Source organism: Streptomyces sp. Inha503 (assembly GCF_047215865.1).
Classification (GTDB): Bacteria; Actinomycetota; Actinomycetes; order Streptomycetales; family Streptomycetaceae; genus Streptomyces; species Streptomyces lycopersici.
The window spans coordinates 678,204-695,780 of sequence record NZ_CP178360.1; the positions used below are offsets into that span (position 1 = coordinate 678,204).

Annotated in this window: 8 protein-coding genes; 3 read left to right on the forward strand and 5 right to left on the reverse strand. The window is 71.2% G+C overall.

The window, feature by feature from the left end:
- Positions 1-532: 532 nt before the first annotated feature.
- The 4 genes from ACJX2R_RS03070 to ACJX2R_RS03085 form a co-directional block, all read right to left on the reverse strand.
- Complete coding sequence (locus ACJX2R_RS03070) at positions 533-3,784, reverse strand: family 78 glycoside hydrolase catalytic domain (protein ID WP_413098622.1); 3,252 nt, start codon at positions 3,782-3,784, stop codon at positions 533-535.
- 52 nt (positions 3,785-3,836) lie between these two features.
- Complete coding sequence (locus ACJX2R_RS03075; RefSeq protein ID WP_413098623.1) at positions 3,837-7,217, reverse strand: glycosylhydrolase-like jelly roll fold domain-containing protein; 3,381 nt, start codon at positions 7,215-7,217, stop codon at positions 3,837-3,839.
- Between the two features lie 123 nt (positions 7,218-7,340).
- On the reverse strand, positions 7,341-9,929 hold the full coding sequence (locus tag ACJX2R_RS03080) for a beta-L-arabinofuranosidase domain-containing protein (RefSeq protein ID WP_413098624.1): 2,589 nt from the start codon (positions 9,927-9,929) through the stop codon (positions 7,341-7,343).
- Positions 9,930-10,094: 165 nt separating this feature from the next.
- Entirely contained in the window at positions 10,095-11,570 is a 1,476-nt protein-coding gene (locus ACJX2R_RS03085) for a hypothetical protein (protein ID WP_413098625.1), read from the reverse strand.
- A 334-nt stretch (positions 11,571-11,904) separates the two neighbouring features.
- On the opposite strand from ACJX2R_RS03085, the gene ACJX2R_RS03090 reads away from it, so the two are divergent.
- Entirely contained in the window at positions 11,905-14,436 is a 2,532-nt protein-coding gene (locus ACJX2R_RS03090) for an MGH1-like glycoside hydrolase domain-containing protein (protein WP_413098626.1), read from the forward strand.
- 77 nt (positions 14,437-14,513) lie between these two features.
- On the opposite strand, the gene ACJX2R_RS03095 is transcribed toward ACJX2R_RS03090, so the two are convergent.
- Positions 14,514-15,854 carry an erythromycin esterase family protein gene (locus tag ACJX2R_RS03095; protein WP_413098627.1) on the reverse strand — a complete coding sequence of 447 codons (1,341 nt, stop codon included), beginning with the start codon at positions 15,852-15,854 and terminating at the stop codon, positions 14,514-14,516.
- A gap of 572 nt (positions 15,855-16,426) precedes the next feature.
- Here ACJX2R_RS03095 and ACJX2R_RS03100 point away from each other — a divergent pair.
- Both ACJX2R_RS03100 and ACJX2R_RS03105 read left to right on the forward strand, forming a co-directional pair.
- Positions 16,427-16,762, forward strand: a complete 336-nt coding sequence (locus tag ACJX2R_RS03100) for an ArsR/SmtB family transcription factor (protein ID WP_413098628.1) — start codon at positions 16,427-16,429, stop codon at positions 16,760-16,762.
- On the forward strand, positions 16,762-17,547 hold the full coding sequence (locus ACJX2R_RS03105; protein ID WP_413098629.1) for a cation transporter: 786 nt from the start codon (positions 16,762-16,764) through the stop codon (positions 17,545-17,547). The genes ACJX2R_RS03100 and ACJX2R_RS03105 overlap by 1 nt, the downstream gene beginning before the upstream one ends.
- Positions 17,548-17,577: the final 30 nt, after the last annotated feature.

The window sequence follows — 17,577 nt, forward strand, 5'->3', positions numbered from 1 at the left end:
CGTGGCGTCAACTTGTTGATTTTCAGCAGACGTTTTCCGTTCCCCGCATCGGGCGGAACGCCTGAATCCGGCGGCAAAAACGTAGGAGGCACAGTCAATGCCGGTCAAGGCTCAGGCAATAAAACGTTGAGTCATACATTGATGTGCGAAACGGGGCAAAGTGGATTCGTTTGGCGTCCCATCCAGGGGGTTTTGGACAGCACATCTCCCATGGACTCCCCCGGCCTCCCCGGCGGCTCTTTTAATCAACGTTCACCAAGGGTTTATCCGTGTTTTAATTTACGGCGGAAGTGGTGGCCGATTCCGATCCGGCCGCCCGCATTAGTTCCCCATGAGGGGCAAAGGGATTCCCATCGCGGTAAAGGGATCCCCATCACCGTGGCCGTGATGGTCCAGGCTCGACAGGACTTCAACTGACGAGTTGGCCGGAAAGCGAGGTGCGAGACATGGCGCAATGTGAACGCGCCACCCAATTGACCACGGAAACCTTCGCTTCCGGCTGCCTGGCCCGGTGTTGCGGGAGATGTCGGTGTCAGTCGTGTGAGAGTGCCGAGCGGAAGGTCCACCGGCCCGACCCGACGTGGTAGACCGCCTCGGTGCCGGTGGTGCGCACAAGGCCCGCTCCCGGCGGGGCCCCGACGGGGCCGCCGGAGGCGGGGACATGGACCTCCGCCGTGCTGCCGACGGGGACGTCCACCCTCAGCCGGAAGCGGTCGGCATCCCGCTGCCAGGCGGTGCGCGCGACGCCGTACGGCGTCCGGTAGGAGGCGGACGCCGAGGTCATGTCACCCTCGACGGCCGGATCGATGAGCAGCTCGGCATAGCCGACGGAGCCGGGGGTCTGGGCGATGCCCGCGACGCGGCTGGTGAACCAGGAGTCGATGGCGCCGAGCATGAAGTGGTTCTGCGACTGGCCGGGACCGCCGTCCCAGGACTCGCCGAGAGTGGTGTTGCCGGCCCGCACCTGGTAGCCGTAGCTGGGGCTGGTCGTCTGTGTGGCGATCGCGTGGATGATGTCGTCGCGGTCCGCGGCGCTCAGGACGCGGAAGGCCGCGGGCAGGGAGATCTCTCCCAGCAGCAGGTGGTGGCCGGCGGTCTTGACCGAGGTGATGAAGTGGGCGAGCAGTCGGTCCCGCTCGCCGGCCGGGTGGGCACCCATGTCCAGGGCGAGCGCCTCGGCGCCCTGACCGCCGCCGCCGAAGGTTCCCGTGGCGGTGTCGTAGTACTTCGCGGCCAGCGCCCGGGCGCTGGCGTCGGCCGTGGCCCGGTAGGCGTCGGCGGCCTCGTCGTCGCCCAGTACGGCCGCGATGCGGCTCAGGGTGTCCACCACCCGCCAGTAGCCATAGGTGCCGGCGACGGCGCGCGGGAAGGTCCTGTCGGGGGTGAACCAGTCGCCCAGGCCGTAGTCGAGGATGCCGCCGGTGACCTGCGTCTGTAGGAAGGCGGCGTACCGCCGCATGCGCGGGTAGTACGTCGTGAGGATGTCCTTGTCGCCGTAGGTGAGGTAGAGCTGCCAGGGGACGAGGACGAAGGCGCCGCCCCAGTTGGCGTCGTTGCGGTAGGCGCCCGGAAGGCTGGTGTACTCCGGGACGGTGCTGGGGATCAGCCCGTCCGCGGTCTGTGCGTCGGCCATGTCGCGGACGATCTTGCGGAGCTGGGCCTGTATGTCGTAGTTGCCGGCCAGGGCGGGGAACACCAGCTGGTCCTGCTCCAGCCAGCCCAGCTTCTCCCGGCTCGGGCAGTCGGTGAGAACGCTCATCATGTTGCTCTCGATGGCGCCGCGGATCAGTGAGTGGATGTCGTTGATCAGTGCGTCGGAGCTGGTGAAGTCGCCGGCCGGGGCGTTGTCGGTGCGCAGGACCTCGCCGCGGACGGTGACGGTGGCCCCGTCGGGCACACCCTTGAGTTCGAGGTAGCGGAAGCCGTGGTAGCCGAAGCGCGGGTGCCAGGTCTCGCTGCCGCCGCCGCGGGAGGTGTAGCTGTCCCACAAGGGTGCGCCGACGTTGCTGATGGACTGGAAGGCGTGGCCGTCCTTCAGGCTCTCGGCGGGGTAGATGCGGATGGTGGATCCCGCCGGTGCGTTCACGGTGATCTCGGGCCGGCCGGCGATGTTGCGTCCGAGGTCGAAGACCCGGCTGCCTTCGGCCCCCTCGACCTCCTTGCCCGTAAGGGTCTCCACGACCCGGATGGGTTCGGTCTCCCGGGCGCTGAGCGCGGCCGGGTGTCCGGCGGTCCCGGGGGCTTCCTCCGTGACCGCGTGCCGCCAGCCGCGGCGGTCACCGCGGGGTTGGTCCCAGTGGGCGATTTCCCGGCGTGCGTCGTAGTCCTCGCCGCCGTACCAGTTCGACGAGGTGGTGGGGCCCAGGACGGTGTGCCAGTCGTCGCCGCTGGTGATGGTGCGCACCCGGCCGTCGGCCAGTGTGGCCTCCAGCCGGGCGATCAGCTTGGGGTCGCTCCGATTGCCGTAGAGCTTGCGGTAGCGGTCGGCGGTGCTGACCACGTTGGACATGCCGTTGCCCAGAGCGACGCCGAGGGTGTTGGTGCCGGCGCGGAGGCGGCCGGTCACGTCGTAGGTGGCGTACTGGACACGTTCGCCGTAGTCGGTGTTGGCGGGTTCCAGGACCGCGTCGCCCACGGGTTCGCCATTGACGGTGGCGTCGTAGATGCCCAGTCCGGCGATGTAGAGGCGGGCGCGACGCACCGGCTGCGGGAGGGTGAAGTCGTCGGCCAGCAGCGGCAGTCCGTCCGGAAGGTAGGGAGTGGGCGGCCGTTGCCCGGTCACCCGGGTCAGTGTGGTGAACGGTCCGCTCGGGCTGTCGGCGCCGGCAACGGCGTAGTCGACGGGGAAGCCGGGCACGCGTCCGTCGTCGGTGAGGACATCGGCGCGCGGGTAGAGCGCGAGTTCGTCGAAGGTCTTCGCCGTCTTCAGGTCGAGGGTGAGGGTGATGGGCTCGCCGGAGACGTCGGCGCCGGGGTGTGCCCCGCTGGAGTAACCGGCGGCGGTCTCCAGCGCGCTGTTGGTCAGGCCGTCCACGGCCAGGGCGGGTTCCCAGGTCTTGCGGACCGTGCTGCTCTCGGAGGCGGTGACCGCGGCGCCGCGGGCGAGGCCGGTGGTGGAGGTGGCGGAGTCGCGCAGGTCGATCTCGCCGAGTTGGAGCCGCCGGCCGCGGCGGGGGAAGTCCTCGGCCAGGGGCAGGCCGAGCCGGGTGACGTCCAGCCGTACGTAACGGGCGGTGGTCCGGGGCAGCTTCACGACGGCCGGGGCCACCGATCGCCTGCTCAGCCGCCAGGCGGGATGGGTGATCCAGTCCGCGCCCCAGTCCGACCGCCTGGTCAGACCGGTCTCGAAGACGGCCGCCTCGCTCCACCCGGAGGGCCGGTGCCCGCGCGCGGACCAGAGCATGACGCGCCAGTAGACCCGGGCACGGGAATCGAGCCGCCTGCCCGCGTATCTGGTTTCGGGTGCGGCCGAGTCGACCTTGCCGGAGTCCCACAGGTCGGGGCGGGACGCGCGCAATCGCCGAGCGGAGCTGGCGGCCTGTACGCGGTAGGCGGACTGGAGGGAATGGGGGGCGTCGGCGCTGAGCTGCCAGCTGAGTGCGGGGGTCGTGTCGTCAATGCCCAGGGCCTGTGTCAAGTGCTCGGTCCGCAGGTGGGTCGCGGAGATGGTGCCCGTGGTCACGGCGTCGGCGGTGACAGCGCCGGCGAGCACGGTCACGAAGGCGGTGGCGGCTGCCAGGACGGCGGACAGTCGCTGTCCGCCACGGTGGCGCGGTCTGCGCATGGTGGCTCCCTGCCGGTGCGGGTCGGTGTGCGGAATCGCGTGGGCGAGGTGGTCAGACGCGGTGGAGTCCGGCGGTGACGCGGCGCCGGAACCGGAGGGTGACCGGGCCGAGCAGCCCGGAGGGAAGCGGTTTGTTGCGCTCGTTGGACAGGGTGTTGGCGACGCGGACCCGGACCGCGTTGGGTCCCGGGCGGAGCAGGTCCGTGACGTCGGCGGAGAACGGCGCCCACAACACGGGAGGAAGCGCGCCGCCGTTGACGGTGACCTCGGCGATGTCGCGCACCTCCCCGAGGTCGAACAGGACCCGGCGTCCGTCGAGGCGGGCGGGCTCCATGTCGAGGCCGATGGCATAGGTGCCGCTGCCGGAGAACAGCGGGTCGTGGTCCGTCCAGCTGCCGAGCGGTCCGGTGACGGGGGTGGCGCCTTCGCGTTCGAAGGTGAACGTCCAGTCGCCGGTCACCGGGACCGGTTCGAGCGGGTCGCCGATCGTGACGGTCCCGCGATAGCGGTGGCCCGCGTCGGCACCGATGAGGGTGTGGGTTCCGGGGGCGGACGCCTCGACGGTGGCCCGCAGGGTGACGCCGTGCCGTTCGACGTCGAGGACGGGCAGCGGCGAGTCGGTCAGATGCGGTGCCGGCGGGACGTCCGGGCGCACCACGACCACGAGGCTCTGGTAGGGCTCCAGCCGCAGCGGTAGCCGTACACCCTTCTTGGTGCTCTGGTGCAGCGTCGCCGGACCGCCGGTGCCGGTCGCCGGGTCCCACACTTCGGGCGCGCCGACGGCGGGAAGGGCCGCGACGGTCCGCACCGGCAGGCCGCTTTCGTTGTTGAACAGCCAGACCGTGTCCGGGCCGCGACGGACGCGCAGCACCCGGACGGCGTCCTGGGCGGGGTCGAGGACGGCGGCGGCCACGCCGGCCGAGTGCGTGGCCGCGGACAGACCAGTGGTCCCGGCCACGCGTACGGCCTGGCCACGCCCCAGGGTACGGGTGCCCGGCACCCGGTCGCCGAAGAGGTCGGCGAGGCCGTGGGCGAGGGAACGGTCCTGGCCGTCGGCCTCGTCGGCGTCGAGGGCGCCCACCGCGATCGCGGTGCCACCCGCGCGCACGAACTCCCGCAGCACCCGCACCCCGGACATCTCCAGAGTGGGCGTGTGCGCCACCACGACCAGGTCGTACGCGGCATCGCCGACGACGAGCCGGCCGCCACGGACGTCGGCGTGGGCGCGCAGGGCGGGATCGCCGGTGAGGGCTCCCTCGTGCAGCAGGTCGAAGTCGACCTGGGCCCGCTCGAGTGCGTAGGCCGCCTCCGTGAACGGAGCGTCGACGTCGCCGTGCCGGGTGGTGCCGGTCCATTGTTCGGCGGCGCGCTGAGGTTGCAGCAGGGCGGTGCGCGCGGCGGAGGTGCCGCGGGTGGCCTCCATGACCCGGCCGATCCACTCGGCGAGCGGCCGCATCCCCCACCACCAGGGGGCGCGCGGCCCGAACGGTGGCGGGAAGTACACCCGCGTCTCATCGGTCCACAGTGCGTGCAGCACCGTCAGGTTGATGCCGCGGGCGGCTTGCGCTCCCACCGTCGCGTACGCGAAGCCGGGGGTGACCTGCCAGCCCATGTTCCCGAACATCTCCAGCAGGACGCGCTCGCGGCCCTGCTGGTGGGCGGCGGAGGCCGGATTGCGGGGAATCAGGGTGGCCCCGCCGGCCGCGTACTCGGCCGTGATGATGTCGCCGCCGGGCACCTGGGCCCACTGGTTGACCTTGTGCAGGTCCCCCGTGGAGGGGATGCGTTTGGCCGGGGCCGTTTCGTCGTAGAGCGGGTTGGTGATCAGGGCGACGCCGCGCCGCTCGCACCAGCGGGCCTGTTTCCGGAAGTAGGCGGCGAAGCGGTTGGAGACGGCCTGCCAGTAGCGTCCCCGGGCCGTTCGTCCCGTGCGGCCGAGGTCGTCGAAGGCGGCGGCGTAGGCCAGTCCGGGGGTGACGCCGACGGCCCGCAGGGCCGTGTCGAGGGCGGGCGACCACGGCAGGCGTTTGAAGTGGGCCTCGGCGGAGGCGAAGAAGGGCTCGTCGTCCCAGAAGCCGGGGATGACGGTGCCGAAGTAGCGGGCGAAGCGCCGGTGGTACTCCCCGGGGACGATGTCGAGGAACAGCTCCACCGGTTCGTCGTCGAGCAGATCGACATAGCCGCGGCTGTAGCCCTGGGAGTCGTCTACGAGGGCGACGCCGCCGAAGAGGTCGAGCTGCCACTCCCCCGCCGGCACCCGCCAGGTGTGGCCGGCGGTCAGCCGGTGGGTCAGGTCGACGGCGTCGGCCGCGTCGGTGGAGCCGACGGGCCGTGCCGCCGCGGCGGCGACGGTGATGCCGTCGCCGGGGATCGCGCGGTCCGGGAAGTCGCCCGCGGCGGCGGGTGCGTCGAAGGTGGCGGCGTACAGGGCGCTGCCGTCGGCCGCCTCGACGGTGAGCGTGTCCCACAGGGCACGCTGGTCCCCGACGGCCCATACGCCGACCCCACCCGAGGCGCGAGCGAGGTCGGCGACGCTGCCTTTGTCGATGCCGTCGAGCGTGACGGAGAGGGAGGTACCGCGGACGGTGACGCGGGCCGTGTGGAATGTGGTCTTGTTGAAGCCGTTGGTGCGCGCGCTGCGCAGCAGTTCCGCCGGTTCCGCGCCGGCGGTCAGACGGTGGACGGTGACGACGCCGGTCTGGTCGAAGGCGACGCCGTATCCGGCCAGGCCGTCGGCCGAGGCCCGCACGACGAGCCCGGCCGCGGTGTGTTCGGCCTTGGCGCTGCCGGTGACGGTGTAGTCGCTCCAGCCCTCGCTGTCGCGCAGGACGGCGGCCCCTGCGAGTACGGCGGCGTCGGCGACCAGCCGCCCCGCCTCCACGCCCACCCCGGTGCTGCGCAGCACGTCCACGGTGGACGCTCCGCGCACCACGGTGGTCGATCGCCACAGCGCCTTGAGACGCAGGTCGGGCCGCGGCTCGTAGGTGCGGGTGCCGATCCGTCCGCCCTTGACGATGAACTCGCCGGCCCGGCCGCTGGGGAAGTGATCGTCGTTGAAGAGCCACACCCGCATGCCGGTGCGCTCCGCGGTGCGCAGGACATGACCGACGATGCCGAACCACTCCTCGGTGAAGAACACCGGTCGCATCTCGGCGTTGTCGAAGGGGAAGAGGACGACCTCGTACATGCCCTTGGACCGCAGATCGGCAAGCTGGCGGTCCACCAGATCGGGGGTGACCGGACCGTTCCAGTACCAGTAGACGGTGGGGCGGCTGTCTCGGGCAGGATCTTGGAAGTCCCGCGCCGACCAGGCGGTTCGGTCAGGTGCGAGGTCCGGGCCCGCGGCGCGTGCGGGAGCGGGCAGGCCCAGCAGGGTGCCGGTGGCACCGGCCGCGGCCACGAACCGGCGTCTGGACAGGTTGTTGTCGGGCATGGCTGGACTCCTGGGGAGAGCGCGGAAGGGCGGCGACGGGCGTGGTCCGCGGATGTTTCGGTTTTCGTCCGTGGGCGGTTCGGCTTTCGTCCGTGGGCGGTTCGGCTTTCGTCCGTGGATGGTTCAGCTCTCGGCGAGGCGCACCACCTCGACCGCGGTGAGGGCCCGGTTGCGCAGCCGGAAGTCGCGGACGGCGCCGTGCAGGCAGGGGTGGGTGCTGTTCTGCGAGCGGCCCAGGTAGTTACGGCTGGTCCGGCCGAGCAGGAGCGGCCCGGCCACCATCGCCGTGTTCCGTCCGGCTTCCCTCCCGTCGACGTAGAGCACCCCGGTGCCGTGCGCGAGGGTGAGCGCCACATGCGTCCACCGGCCGACCGGCAGGGGGCCGGTGGCGTCGATGACGTCCTCCGACGCCATGCCGGCGATCTTCAGGGCGGCCCGGGCGTGTCCGGCACCCGTGGTGGCCGCGAGGAAGAGGTAGGTGTTCTTGTGGTAGCCGAGGTCGAAGACGCGCGCGGAGGGAGCGAGGGCGTCCACGCGGACGCGCACGGAGACGGTCAGCTCCTCCAGCCCGCTCGGCAGGCCCGCCGGGAGAGCCACATGGCCGTCGTGTCCGTCGAGCGCCACGGACGTCACGCCGTCCTGGGCGCTCCACGCGGCGCCGCCCACGAGCGAGGCGTCGGGAGAGGTTCCGGTGCGGTCCGCGGCCGACGTTCCGCTGCCCTCGTCGAACGGGTAGCGGGCGAGGTCCCGTTCTCTCCCGCGTCGCGGGCTCACCGCCCAGTAGACGTTGTAGTGCTGGTGCTGGATCTGGTGGAAGGGACGCAGGGACACCCGCTGGTGACCGGCGAGGGCGCTGAACGCCGTGGGGCCACCGGGCTCGGGGCGAAGGGTGCCGGGACGGATCGTCGGCACGATGCCAGGCGCGGTGCCGCCGTACTCGCCCGCCAGGACAAGCGGCCCGTACGACACCGACCTCACCTGGGGGTTGTCGGGCGCCGGGCTCCAGACGGGCTCGCGGGGCATGACGAGCTCGACGCTGTCCCCGGGCCTCCAGTACCGCTCCAGGGTGGCGTAGGTGCCCGGTTCGACGGGGGCCGTGGCAGGCCGGCCGTTGACCTTCAACACGGCCGTACGGCCGGTCTCGGACAGCCAGCCGGGGATCCGGATCCTCAGGACGAAGCGCGCCCGGCCGCGGGTGACGGTGAGACGGGTGCGGTCGTCGAGGGGGTGGCCGGTCTCCTGGCGCAGCGTCACGCCCGTCCGACTCCAGCGCAGTTCGGACGGGATGAACAGGTTGACATAGAGCGTGGGCTGGCCGGAGGCGGCGCTGTGGAAGTAGATGGTGTCGGCGAACTTGGTGTGCGTCTCCAGGCCCGTTCCGTGGTCGCAGGAGAAGTTGTCGTAATCGCTGCTGTAGCTGCCCGGAGCGGCGCCGAGTCCACCCTTGGGCTGCCGCTGTGAACCGGCCCGCAGTCCCGTGTAATAGGTGACGAACCCGTGCCGGGAGTCGGGGTCCTGCTCGCCGAGCATCTGGTTGTACAGGGTCCATTCGTAGTGGTCCATGTACTCCGCGCGCGACGGCTGGTGGAGGAACAGGTGCCTGCCGAGTTTGAGCATGTTGTAGCTGTTGCAGTTCTCGCAGGTGACGTCCGAGAGCCTGCTGGCGATCTCGTCCGGCGGGCCGAAGAGTTCCTGGTCGGAGTTGCCGCCGATGGCGTACGAATGGTGCCGTACGACGGTCGTCCAGAAGGTGTCGGCGATGTCCAGGTACCGTCGGTCGCCGGTGGCCTCGTAACCGGGCACGGCGCCGACCACCTTGGCGATCTCGGTGTTGGCGTGGCGTCCGGCGAGTTCGTCGCGTCCCGCGGCGAGCGGTGCGTACAGCTCGTCGTGGTCGAAGCGCCGTGCGGTACGCAGGTGCGCCGGGTCCCCGGTCGTCAGGTACAGCCGGGTCAGCACGTCGTTCATGCCGCCGAACTCGACCTTGAGCACCGTCTGCATCCGCTCGTACGACAGCGGCGCGGTGCGCGCGTCCACCCAGGACGCCAGCTCCAGCAGGACGTCCAGCGCCTGCCGGTTGCCGCTGAGCCGGTGCTGGTCCAGCAGTCCGGCCATGATTTTGTGCAGGGTGTAGTAGGGGGCCCAGGGCTTGCCGCCCGCCTCCAGCTGGTCGAAGACCGACTCGGGGAACGCGGAGAGGTAACCGCGGTGGAAACCGGCCGTCGGCGCGGCCCGCTGGCACTCGGCCAGTGCCGACACCAGCCGGCGCGCCGTGTCCGCGTAGGCGTCGTCTCCGGTGTTGGCGTGCGCCTGTGCCAGGGCGCTGAGCAGGTGTCCGGTGGTGTGGCCGCGCAGTTGCACGCCGGGGGCCTCCCAGCCGCCGCACGGCTCCGCCGAGGACGGCAGTCCCACGGTCAGCCGGAAGGTGTGCAGCAACCGGTCGATGTCCACGAACAGCAGGTAGGCGCAGGTGCGGCGCATGTTGGCCAGGAACGGACTGTCGAGCAGCCGGACCTCGGACAGCGCGAAGGCGGCCAGGGGGCCTTCCGTGCCGGACGGGCTCGGCAGGCTCGGCGGGCTCGGCGGCCTTTCCGCGGCCGCGGCGGCCGTGGCGCCGAGTTGTGCCGGCACCGTGGTCACGGCCGCGGCGGCGGACGCGGTGAACAGGACCTGTCTGCGGGACGGGGCGGGGATGTCATGCTCTGCGGACAACGTGCGCAGCTCCCTTCGGACCAACGGCGGTGGCTCCGGACCTCGCGCGCGGCTCACGCGGCTCCGGTGGAGCGCTGGCGGGGCGGCGAGGACGCCACATGCCAGGTGGCACAAGGAATTCAACGGGCGCACCGGGGGCGAGCCGGGCGGTGCGCCCCACGCGGATCAGTCCACGGCGGCCTGCGCGTACGGCACCAGCCGGACGGGCCCGATGAGCCCGTAGGGCTGCCGTGCGACGGCGCCGAAGACCGCGGGCTGACCCACCCGGAGGCGGTTGACGAGCGGGGTCGCCACCTCGATCTCGATGGCGTTCTCGCCTCGCCGGAGCCAGGGGCCGACGTCGACGACGGGGTTGAGCCGGTCCACGGGGGCCGGGCGTGAGCCGTTGACGGATACCCGGGACGTGTCGCTCACCTGCCCCAGTTCCAGGTACGCGCCGTGGGCCGGGGTCCAGTCGGCCGGGAGGGTGACCGCGGTGCGGTAGCGGGCCACCCCGGCACTGTCCGCCAGTTCGGGTATCCGTGACCAGGGCAGCGGGGCGTCGAGCGTCAGCGTGCGTCGCACGATCTCGGTCCGTGTCGCGCTGGACCCGGGGTACCAGTCCTCGACCTCGACCTGCCACGCGCCGGGCCTGATCGTTTCGGGCACGGAGGCGATGGTGGTGGTCACCGTGCGCCCCTGGGAGAGCCGCGTCGTGTACGTGCCCGCCGCGCCGGCGCGCACGGCCAGGCCGCGCACGGTGAACACCGCCTCGTCGGCGTCTGTGGCGACGGCGTGCGGGCGGCCGCCGTAGCGGTCGCCGAACAGCCCGGGCCGTCCGAGCGCGACGATCAGCGCCTGGCCGGGCTGGAGCGTGACGCGCAACGTGAAGTCGTTCCCCTCCGTGGTGTACCGGGCGAGCCGTACGGCCTCGCCCGTCCAGGGGTCGAGCGCGTACGGCACCGCCTCCCCATCCCCGGTGCGGCGCAGCGTGACGTCGTGGTCGATCGCCGCCACGGGGGGTTTGACGGTCTCGGAGTGCTTGCCGTCGCACAGGTAGTAGAAGTCCGCCTGCGCGGTGACCCGATGCGCGTTGAGGAGGGTGGACGGGGTGGCGTGGCGCACGTCGGGAGTGACGCCGAGCCCGGTGGGGGCGTCGCCCACCTGTGTCTTTTCGGCGACCCGGACCACGTTGGGAAGGGCGAGCAGACGGGCGACGATCCGGCGCAGCCGTCGCGTCTCGCCCCGCGCCGGCACTCCCGGGGTCAGCGCCCGGTCGAAGGCCTCGACGCCATCGCGCCAGGGTCCACTGCCCCAGCCGTGGTGTGCGGTGTCCAGGAGCGACTTGTCCTGGATGCTGTGGTGCACCGCGGCGATCTCGGCCCCGCCGAAGCCCGTGTCGGCGATCTGGTCGACCTCGCGCGATATTTCGTCCGGGTCCACCAGGCTGTCCGGCCACCACCAGCGGAACTTGGGGCGCGCGGAGGGCGGCGCGGCGGCGAACCAGTTCCCGGCCGGCCCGCCGCCGTCGGTCATGGGCACGGCGACCGCGCCCGGTGACACGGCGCCGAAGGCCGCCGCGGATGCCGCGGCCAGTCCGGTGGCCAGGACGGTGCGCCGGGACATCGCGCCACGCTGCGAGACGAGATGACGCATCAGCACCGCCCCACGGTATTGGATCGTTTCAATGACCCTCGACGCCGGGACGCTAAACCGCGGCCTCGGGGAAGGTCAAGACAGGACCGGCAAGTAACTTCACGGCCACGCAGGCCAGAACCGGATCACGGGATCTTGACAGGCCGGTCCCGGTCTCCATACTTCCGGCTGAACCCATGGCCGACACGCCGAGTGCCGTTCGACATTCCGAACCGATGAGAGTTGCAGACGCGACGAACATCCCCAGCGATGTGCCGCCGCCCATGGTGGCCCGATCGCGTCCGGACGACGACCGCACCCGCCTCGAACAGAAAGGCCACACCAGGTGATGCCACATCGGATGCCCCGGCGCCACTTCCTCAGATCGGCCGGCGCGGCCGGCCTCGGCGCCTCCGCGATCGCGCTCGCAACGAACCAGGGCCCCGCCAACGCTTCCCCACTCGTCACCGATCCCGCCCTGGAAACGGCCGCGGAGCACGGGACGGCCCTGCCGTATCCCACGCTCAAACGACCGTTCGCCATGCCCGGCGTCAAGGACCAGGACTGGACCGGTGCGCTGTTCGTCGGGAGCGGCGAGTCCCGCTTCGTGCTCCGGATCGGCCTGCTCACCGCGCAGGGCAAGCTCATCCGCGAGAAGATGACCAACCACCTCTGGCGGATCGGCCCCATGACGCCGGACGGCGCGTACAAGCAGGTCCACATCAGCACCGACGACCGCACGGTGATGCCGGCGCATCTCGAAGCGCTGCACGAGGTGATCGCCCACCCCGACCAGTGGTCGCCGGATGAAGTCGCCGACGCCACGGTGAGACTTCCCCAGCTGCGGCAGCGGTACGACCAGGCACAGAGCCAGAAACGCGCCATAGGTGTCCGGTACGCGCGCACCGGCGACGGCGGTGGCCTGGTCGGGGCCGTCACCGCGTTCGACGACGACACCACCGTCGTCCTCGAACTCGCCACGCCCTGGGGCGAGGAGGCGACCTTCGCGCTGGACGGCCGGGATGTGAAGGGCAGCGCACCGGGGCTGCTGGACAAGAGCCAGACCGGTCACATCCGGCTGTCCCCCACCGAACCCGCCGACAGCCGCGGCTGCTACGCCTCGGTCGCCGACATGGCGGCGGCCCTGACCGGAGGCACCGGCGCACCGGGCACCGCCGTCGCCGCGCTCGGGTACCGGCTCGGCAAGGGCCGGACCATCACATTCGCCGCCCGGATCGGCGATCGCCCGCAGGATGCCCACGCGCCGGACGCCCCCGAGGTGGAGCGGGCACTCGCCGCCGCCTCGGCGCGAGTCCGCGGCGGCCATCTCACCGGCTCCGGACCGGTCGGACGGGCCGCCGACGCGGTACGCGACGCCCTGTCCCTCAACACGAACTACGACAAGGACCGCCGGCGCAATTTCGTCATGTGGGGATGGGGCGGGGGAGGCGGACTGTTCACCGGGTGGGACTCGGCCTTCGACGCCGTCGACGCCGCCCTCGTCAGCCGCCCGCTCGCCATCCAGCACGAGACGGACGTCTTCGACGCACCGGCACCGCCCAACCAGGTCCCGCTGCGGGGGCCGCGCTACGACCAGCAGAACTCCGGGCCCATGCATGCTTACGCCACCTGGCGTCTGTACACCAAGTTCGGCGACCGTTCGGTGCTGGAGAAGGCCTACCCCGCGCTCGTCACCTTCCACGACCTCCTGCCGGAGTGGGACACCGACGGAGCCGGTCTGCTGGAGAGCCCCTACTTCGGAGACCGGGTCGGCGGCCGGGGCAACCACCTCGGACTGGACGACAGCCCCGTCTACGCCGAGTACCACCGGATAGCCAAACAGGGTGGCAGCGGCGACCACCGCGACAACACCGACCTCACCGACGTGGCTCTCAACTCCTACTACGCGCTGCTCGCCGAGACCCTGGCCAAGATGGCCCGGGTGCTGGACCGGCCACAGGACGCCACCCGCTTCGCCGCGCGGCACGAGACGATCCGGCAGCTGCTCAATGAGCGGCTGTGGCATCCCGGCAAGGGCCTGTACCTGAGCCGCTACCTCGACGGAACCTGGAACGAGGTGGTGACGCCGACCGTCTTCTACCCGTTGTTCGCCGGCCTCGCCACACCGGAACGAGCCCGGATCCTGGTGGTGGAACACCTCCTCGATCCCGACGAGTTCTGGGGTCCGTACGTCATTCCGAGCGTCGCTCGCAACGACCCGGCCTACTGTTCCGGCGGCCCGGTGCACCCCGGCTCCGAGCACTTCCGGTTCTTCGACAAGTACGGCGAGGACTCCGCCCCCGAGCAGTGGAAGGGCGCCGTGTGGCCGCCGATGAACGCCACCGTGTACGACGGCCTCAAACGGTACGGCTTTGACGACGCCGCAGGCCGGTTCGCCGCCCGGAGCACCGCGATGTACCTCGACGCCTGGGACGAGGAGAACTGGTTCCCCGAGTCCTTCGACCCCATTCCCGGCCAGTCCGTCATGGCCTCCGCCGTCGACACCGCCTGGCGCACCTACTCCTGGTCCAACGCGATGGCGGTACAGGGCCTGCACGAGCTCATCTCCGACAACCCCTGGGACGGTGACCCTTCGGCCCTCATGTTCGGCAGCCTCGGGCTGCCCGGCACCAATACGGTCGCCAACGTCTCCTTACGGGGGCACACTTACGCCGTCGCCGCCGGACCGGACAGGACCACGCTCGTCCGGGACGGCCGGACCGTGTTCCGGGCAACCGGTGCCCGCGTCGCGGTCCGCAACTTCGTGCTCCGGGCCTCCGGCGCCTCCTTCGACGTCAACGCCGACGGACCCGCCCGCGTCGAGGTGCTCGTGCGGGGCCACCGCTCCCGCGGGCGGAAGGTGCCCGCCGGCCGCAGCCACGTCGAACTGTGAGGCACCGGCCGGATTCCCGGCCGAGGTGCCGCGCCGCGCGGCCACCTGGCTGACCGCCAACAACGGTTCTCGTCTGTCTACCGGTCCCGAAGCCGCGCGGCCGTCACCCGGTGGAGGTGGATCAGGACGTCGTGTGTGGGAGCGAGGGCGATGTCGTACGGCCCGTCTGGGTAACCGGTGCCGACGATGCGGGTCGGCCGGGCACGGGTCAGCCACTCATGGGCTGGTGACCCGACCGTACGCAGGTCGATGATGTAGTCGCGGAGGTGGACCCGGTCCAGGGTCTGCTCATTGGTACCCGGTCCCGCGGGGCCCAGAGTCCAGCGGTGGATGGCGTCATCCGGGCCGGTGGCATTGAACGAGCCCCGGCCGAAGGTCAGGCCGACGCTCATATAGCCGCGGCCGAGACCCTCGCGCAGGAAGGCACCCTGCATCTTCGGGTAGTGAGCCGGGTCGCTCGACACGTAGCCCACATGGGCGTCGTGCGCCGACAGCAGCACCTTGGTTCCGGTGTGCCGCTGCCACCACACGACGTTGGCGGCCATCTCCTGGTCGCGGTAGCGCATGGACTGCGCCACCTGGGTGGGATCGTCGAAGTCGAAGGCGTACTGGCGGGCGGTCCGGTCGATCGCGGTCGCCTGCTGGACGGCCCAGGCGTGCGCCTCGCTGCTGGTGTTCGACACCTGGCGCTTGACCAACGTCAGTGCTTCGCCCGTGCGTTGGGCCATCTCCTGGCGTTCGGGGTACGGCTTGTTCAGATACCGTTCGATGTATGTACCCGTCGGCACGTCGGGCCGCAGACCGCGGTAGAGCTCGGCGAGGCGTGGGCTCGACCCGGGATCGGTGGCGGCCACGTAGTCCGCGATCTCGTCGTACACCTCGGGTCCGGTCCAGGCGATGTCGTCACCCATGAACCGGACGGGGTCGTCCGGGTGTTGGACGTTGTACGCCCGCATCCACTGGAGGAGCTTGAGATAGTCGGTGTTGTTCCACCACAGGTAGTCGCGCTGGAACTCCTCCCGCATGATGTCCCGGAGATCGCCTTCGCCGTGGAGCACGTACTCGTTGAGGCGCAGGCCGGTGCTCCAGGGGGCCTCCAGGGCGAAGGTCCGGAAGCCCTTCTCCCCGACGAGATGACGCAAGACGCGGGCCTTGAGGGCGAAGAAGTCATGGGAACTGTGGGTGGCCTCGCCCAGGCCGACGACCCGGGCGCCTCCGATCATCCGGTCGAGGGCGCGCAGATCGCCGGTGTCACCGCCCGGTTCGACGGTCCTCAGGGGGTACGCGGCGTGATCGAGCGCGTCGACGACGGAGGCGGCGGGTGGCGTGGCCGGTGACGCTGTGGCCGGAGCGACGGGAGCCGCGGCGCCGAAGGTCAAGAGCAGGGTCAGGACGATGGCGGTCCGATGCCATGTCATGGTTCAAGGCTTGTGTGCCGAGGAGGCGATGGACCATCCCGCCGTCCTCCGTGCTGGGGTACGGACAGCCACAGGGCGAGGCCGGGGGCTTTCCTCCGGTCCTCAGGGTGCGGTACGGCGCGGCGAACTGACGCCGGAGTTCCCTCGCGCTCCGTCTGTCCTCGCTTGCCCGCCGCGCCTCCCGGGCGCCGCGTAACGGGCGCCTCCCACAGGGCGGTGATCCCTCATCGCCGACAAGCCGTGCCCGGCCGAACTGCGCACCGCCCTGAGCCGGGCCGGAGGCAGTGTCGTGGTGGCGTCAACTACTCGGCCGTGAAGCACCGAGCTCGTTGGCCCGGTTCGGTTCGAGACGGCTCCGCTCATGCTCCCGACTGCCCCGTAAGGGCGCCTCTTCAGCGGCCACTGCGATGGAAGGCAGGAGGGCACAAGCTGCGGGCATGCCTGATACGGACCCGCTCGCCTTCCGAATCGGAGCGCTTCGGGCGCCGGGCGGCCGAGAGCGCGGCGATCTGACCGGCGGAGCACCACAACTCACGATTTCCTGAATTCAGGATTCGTTGTACTCTCGCGGTGTGCTGAATGTTGCCTCCGATATCGACGTGCTGGTCCGCTTCGGCCGCGCGCTCGCCGACCCGATCCGCTGCCGGATCCTGCTGGCCCTGCGCCAGGCGCCGGCCTACCCGGCCGACCTCGCCGACGCCCTCGGCGTCTCCCGCACCCGCCTGTCGAACCACCTGGCCTGCCTACGCGACTGCGGCCTGGTCGTCACTGCCCCGGACGGGCGGCGCACCCGCTACGAACTCGCCGATGAGCGCCTCGGTCACGCCCTGGACGACCTGCGGGCCGCCGTGGTGGCCGTCGAGACCGACCGCACCTGTCCGGACGCCGAGGAGAAAGGCTGCTGCTGATGACCGCCGAGACATCGATATCCCTCGGGCCCTCCCCGGCCCGGCGCGAGGTGCTCACCCGGCGGATACGGCTGCTGGTCGCCGCGACCATCACCTACAACGTCATCGAGGCGATCGTCGCCATCGCCGCCGGCACCATCGCCTCCTCCACCGCCCTGATCGGCTTCGGCCTCGACTCCGTCATCGAGGTCTCCTCCGCCGCCGCGGTCGCCTGGCAGTTCTCCGCGGCCGACCACGCCGTGCGCGAAGCCCGGGAGAAGACCACCCTGCGGATCATCGCGATCTCCTTCTTCGCGCTCGCCGCATACATCAGCGTGGACGCCGCCCGCGCGCTCGCCGGCACTGGGGAAGCCGAACGCTCCATCCCCGGCATCGTCATCGCCGCCCTCTCCCTCGCCGTCATGCCATTCCTGTCCGCCGCCCAGCGTCGCGCCGGCCGCGAACTCGGCTCCGCCAGCGCGGTCGCCGACTCCAAGCAGACCCTGCTGTGCACCTACCTGTCCGCCATCCTCCTGGTCGGGCTGGTCCTCAACGCCACCCTCGGCTGGTCCTGGGCCGACCCCATCGCCGCCCTGGTCATCGCCGCGATCGCCGTTAGAGAAGGCCGCGACGCCTGGCAGGGCAAGGGCTGCTGCGCCACACCCCCGTCTTCCGCCGCGGCGGCGGTGTCCGGCCCCCGCGCGACGGGAAGCGCACAGGAGGACGGATGCGGGTGCCGGCCGGGCTGCTCGTGCTGCGCCCCGGCCGGCACCCGCACACGGTTCGCGTCGACACCGCGGGCTTGACCTTCGAGTCGCCTCGAAGGATTACGGTCG

Excerpts from the sequence above, each read along its gene's own strand:
- ACJX2R_RS03070 (WP_413098622.1), bottom strand. The coding sequence starts at position 3,784 with ATGCGCAGACCGCGCCACCGTGGCGGACAGCGACTGTCCGCCGTCCTG.
- ACJX2R_RS03075 (WP_413098623.1), bottom strand. The coding sequence starts at position 7,217 with ATGCCCGACAACAACCTGTCCAGACGCCGGTTCGTGGCCGCGGCCGGT.
- ACJX2R_RS03090 (WP_413098626.1), top strand. The coding sequence starts at position 11,905 with ATGCCCCGGCGCCACTTCCTCAGATCGGCCGGCGCGGCCGGCCTCGGC.
- ACJX2R_RS03095 (WP_413098627.1), bottom strand. The coding sequence starts at position 15,854 with ATGACATGGCATCGGACCGCCATCGTCCTGACCCTGCTCTTGACCTTC.
- ACJX2R_RS03105 (WP_413098629.1), top strand. The coding sequence starts at position 16,762 with ATGACCGCCGAGACATCGATATCCCTCGGGCCCTCCCCGGCCCGGCGC.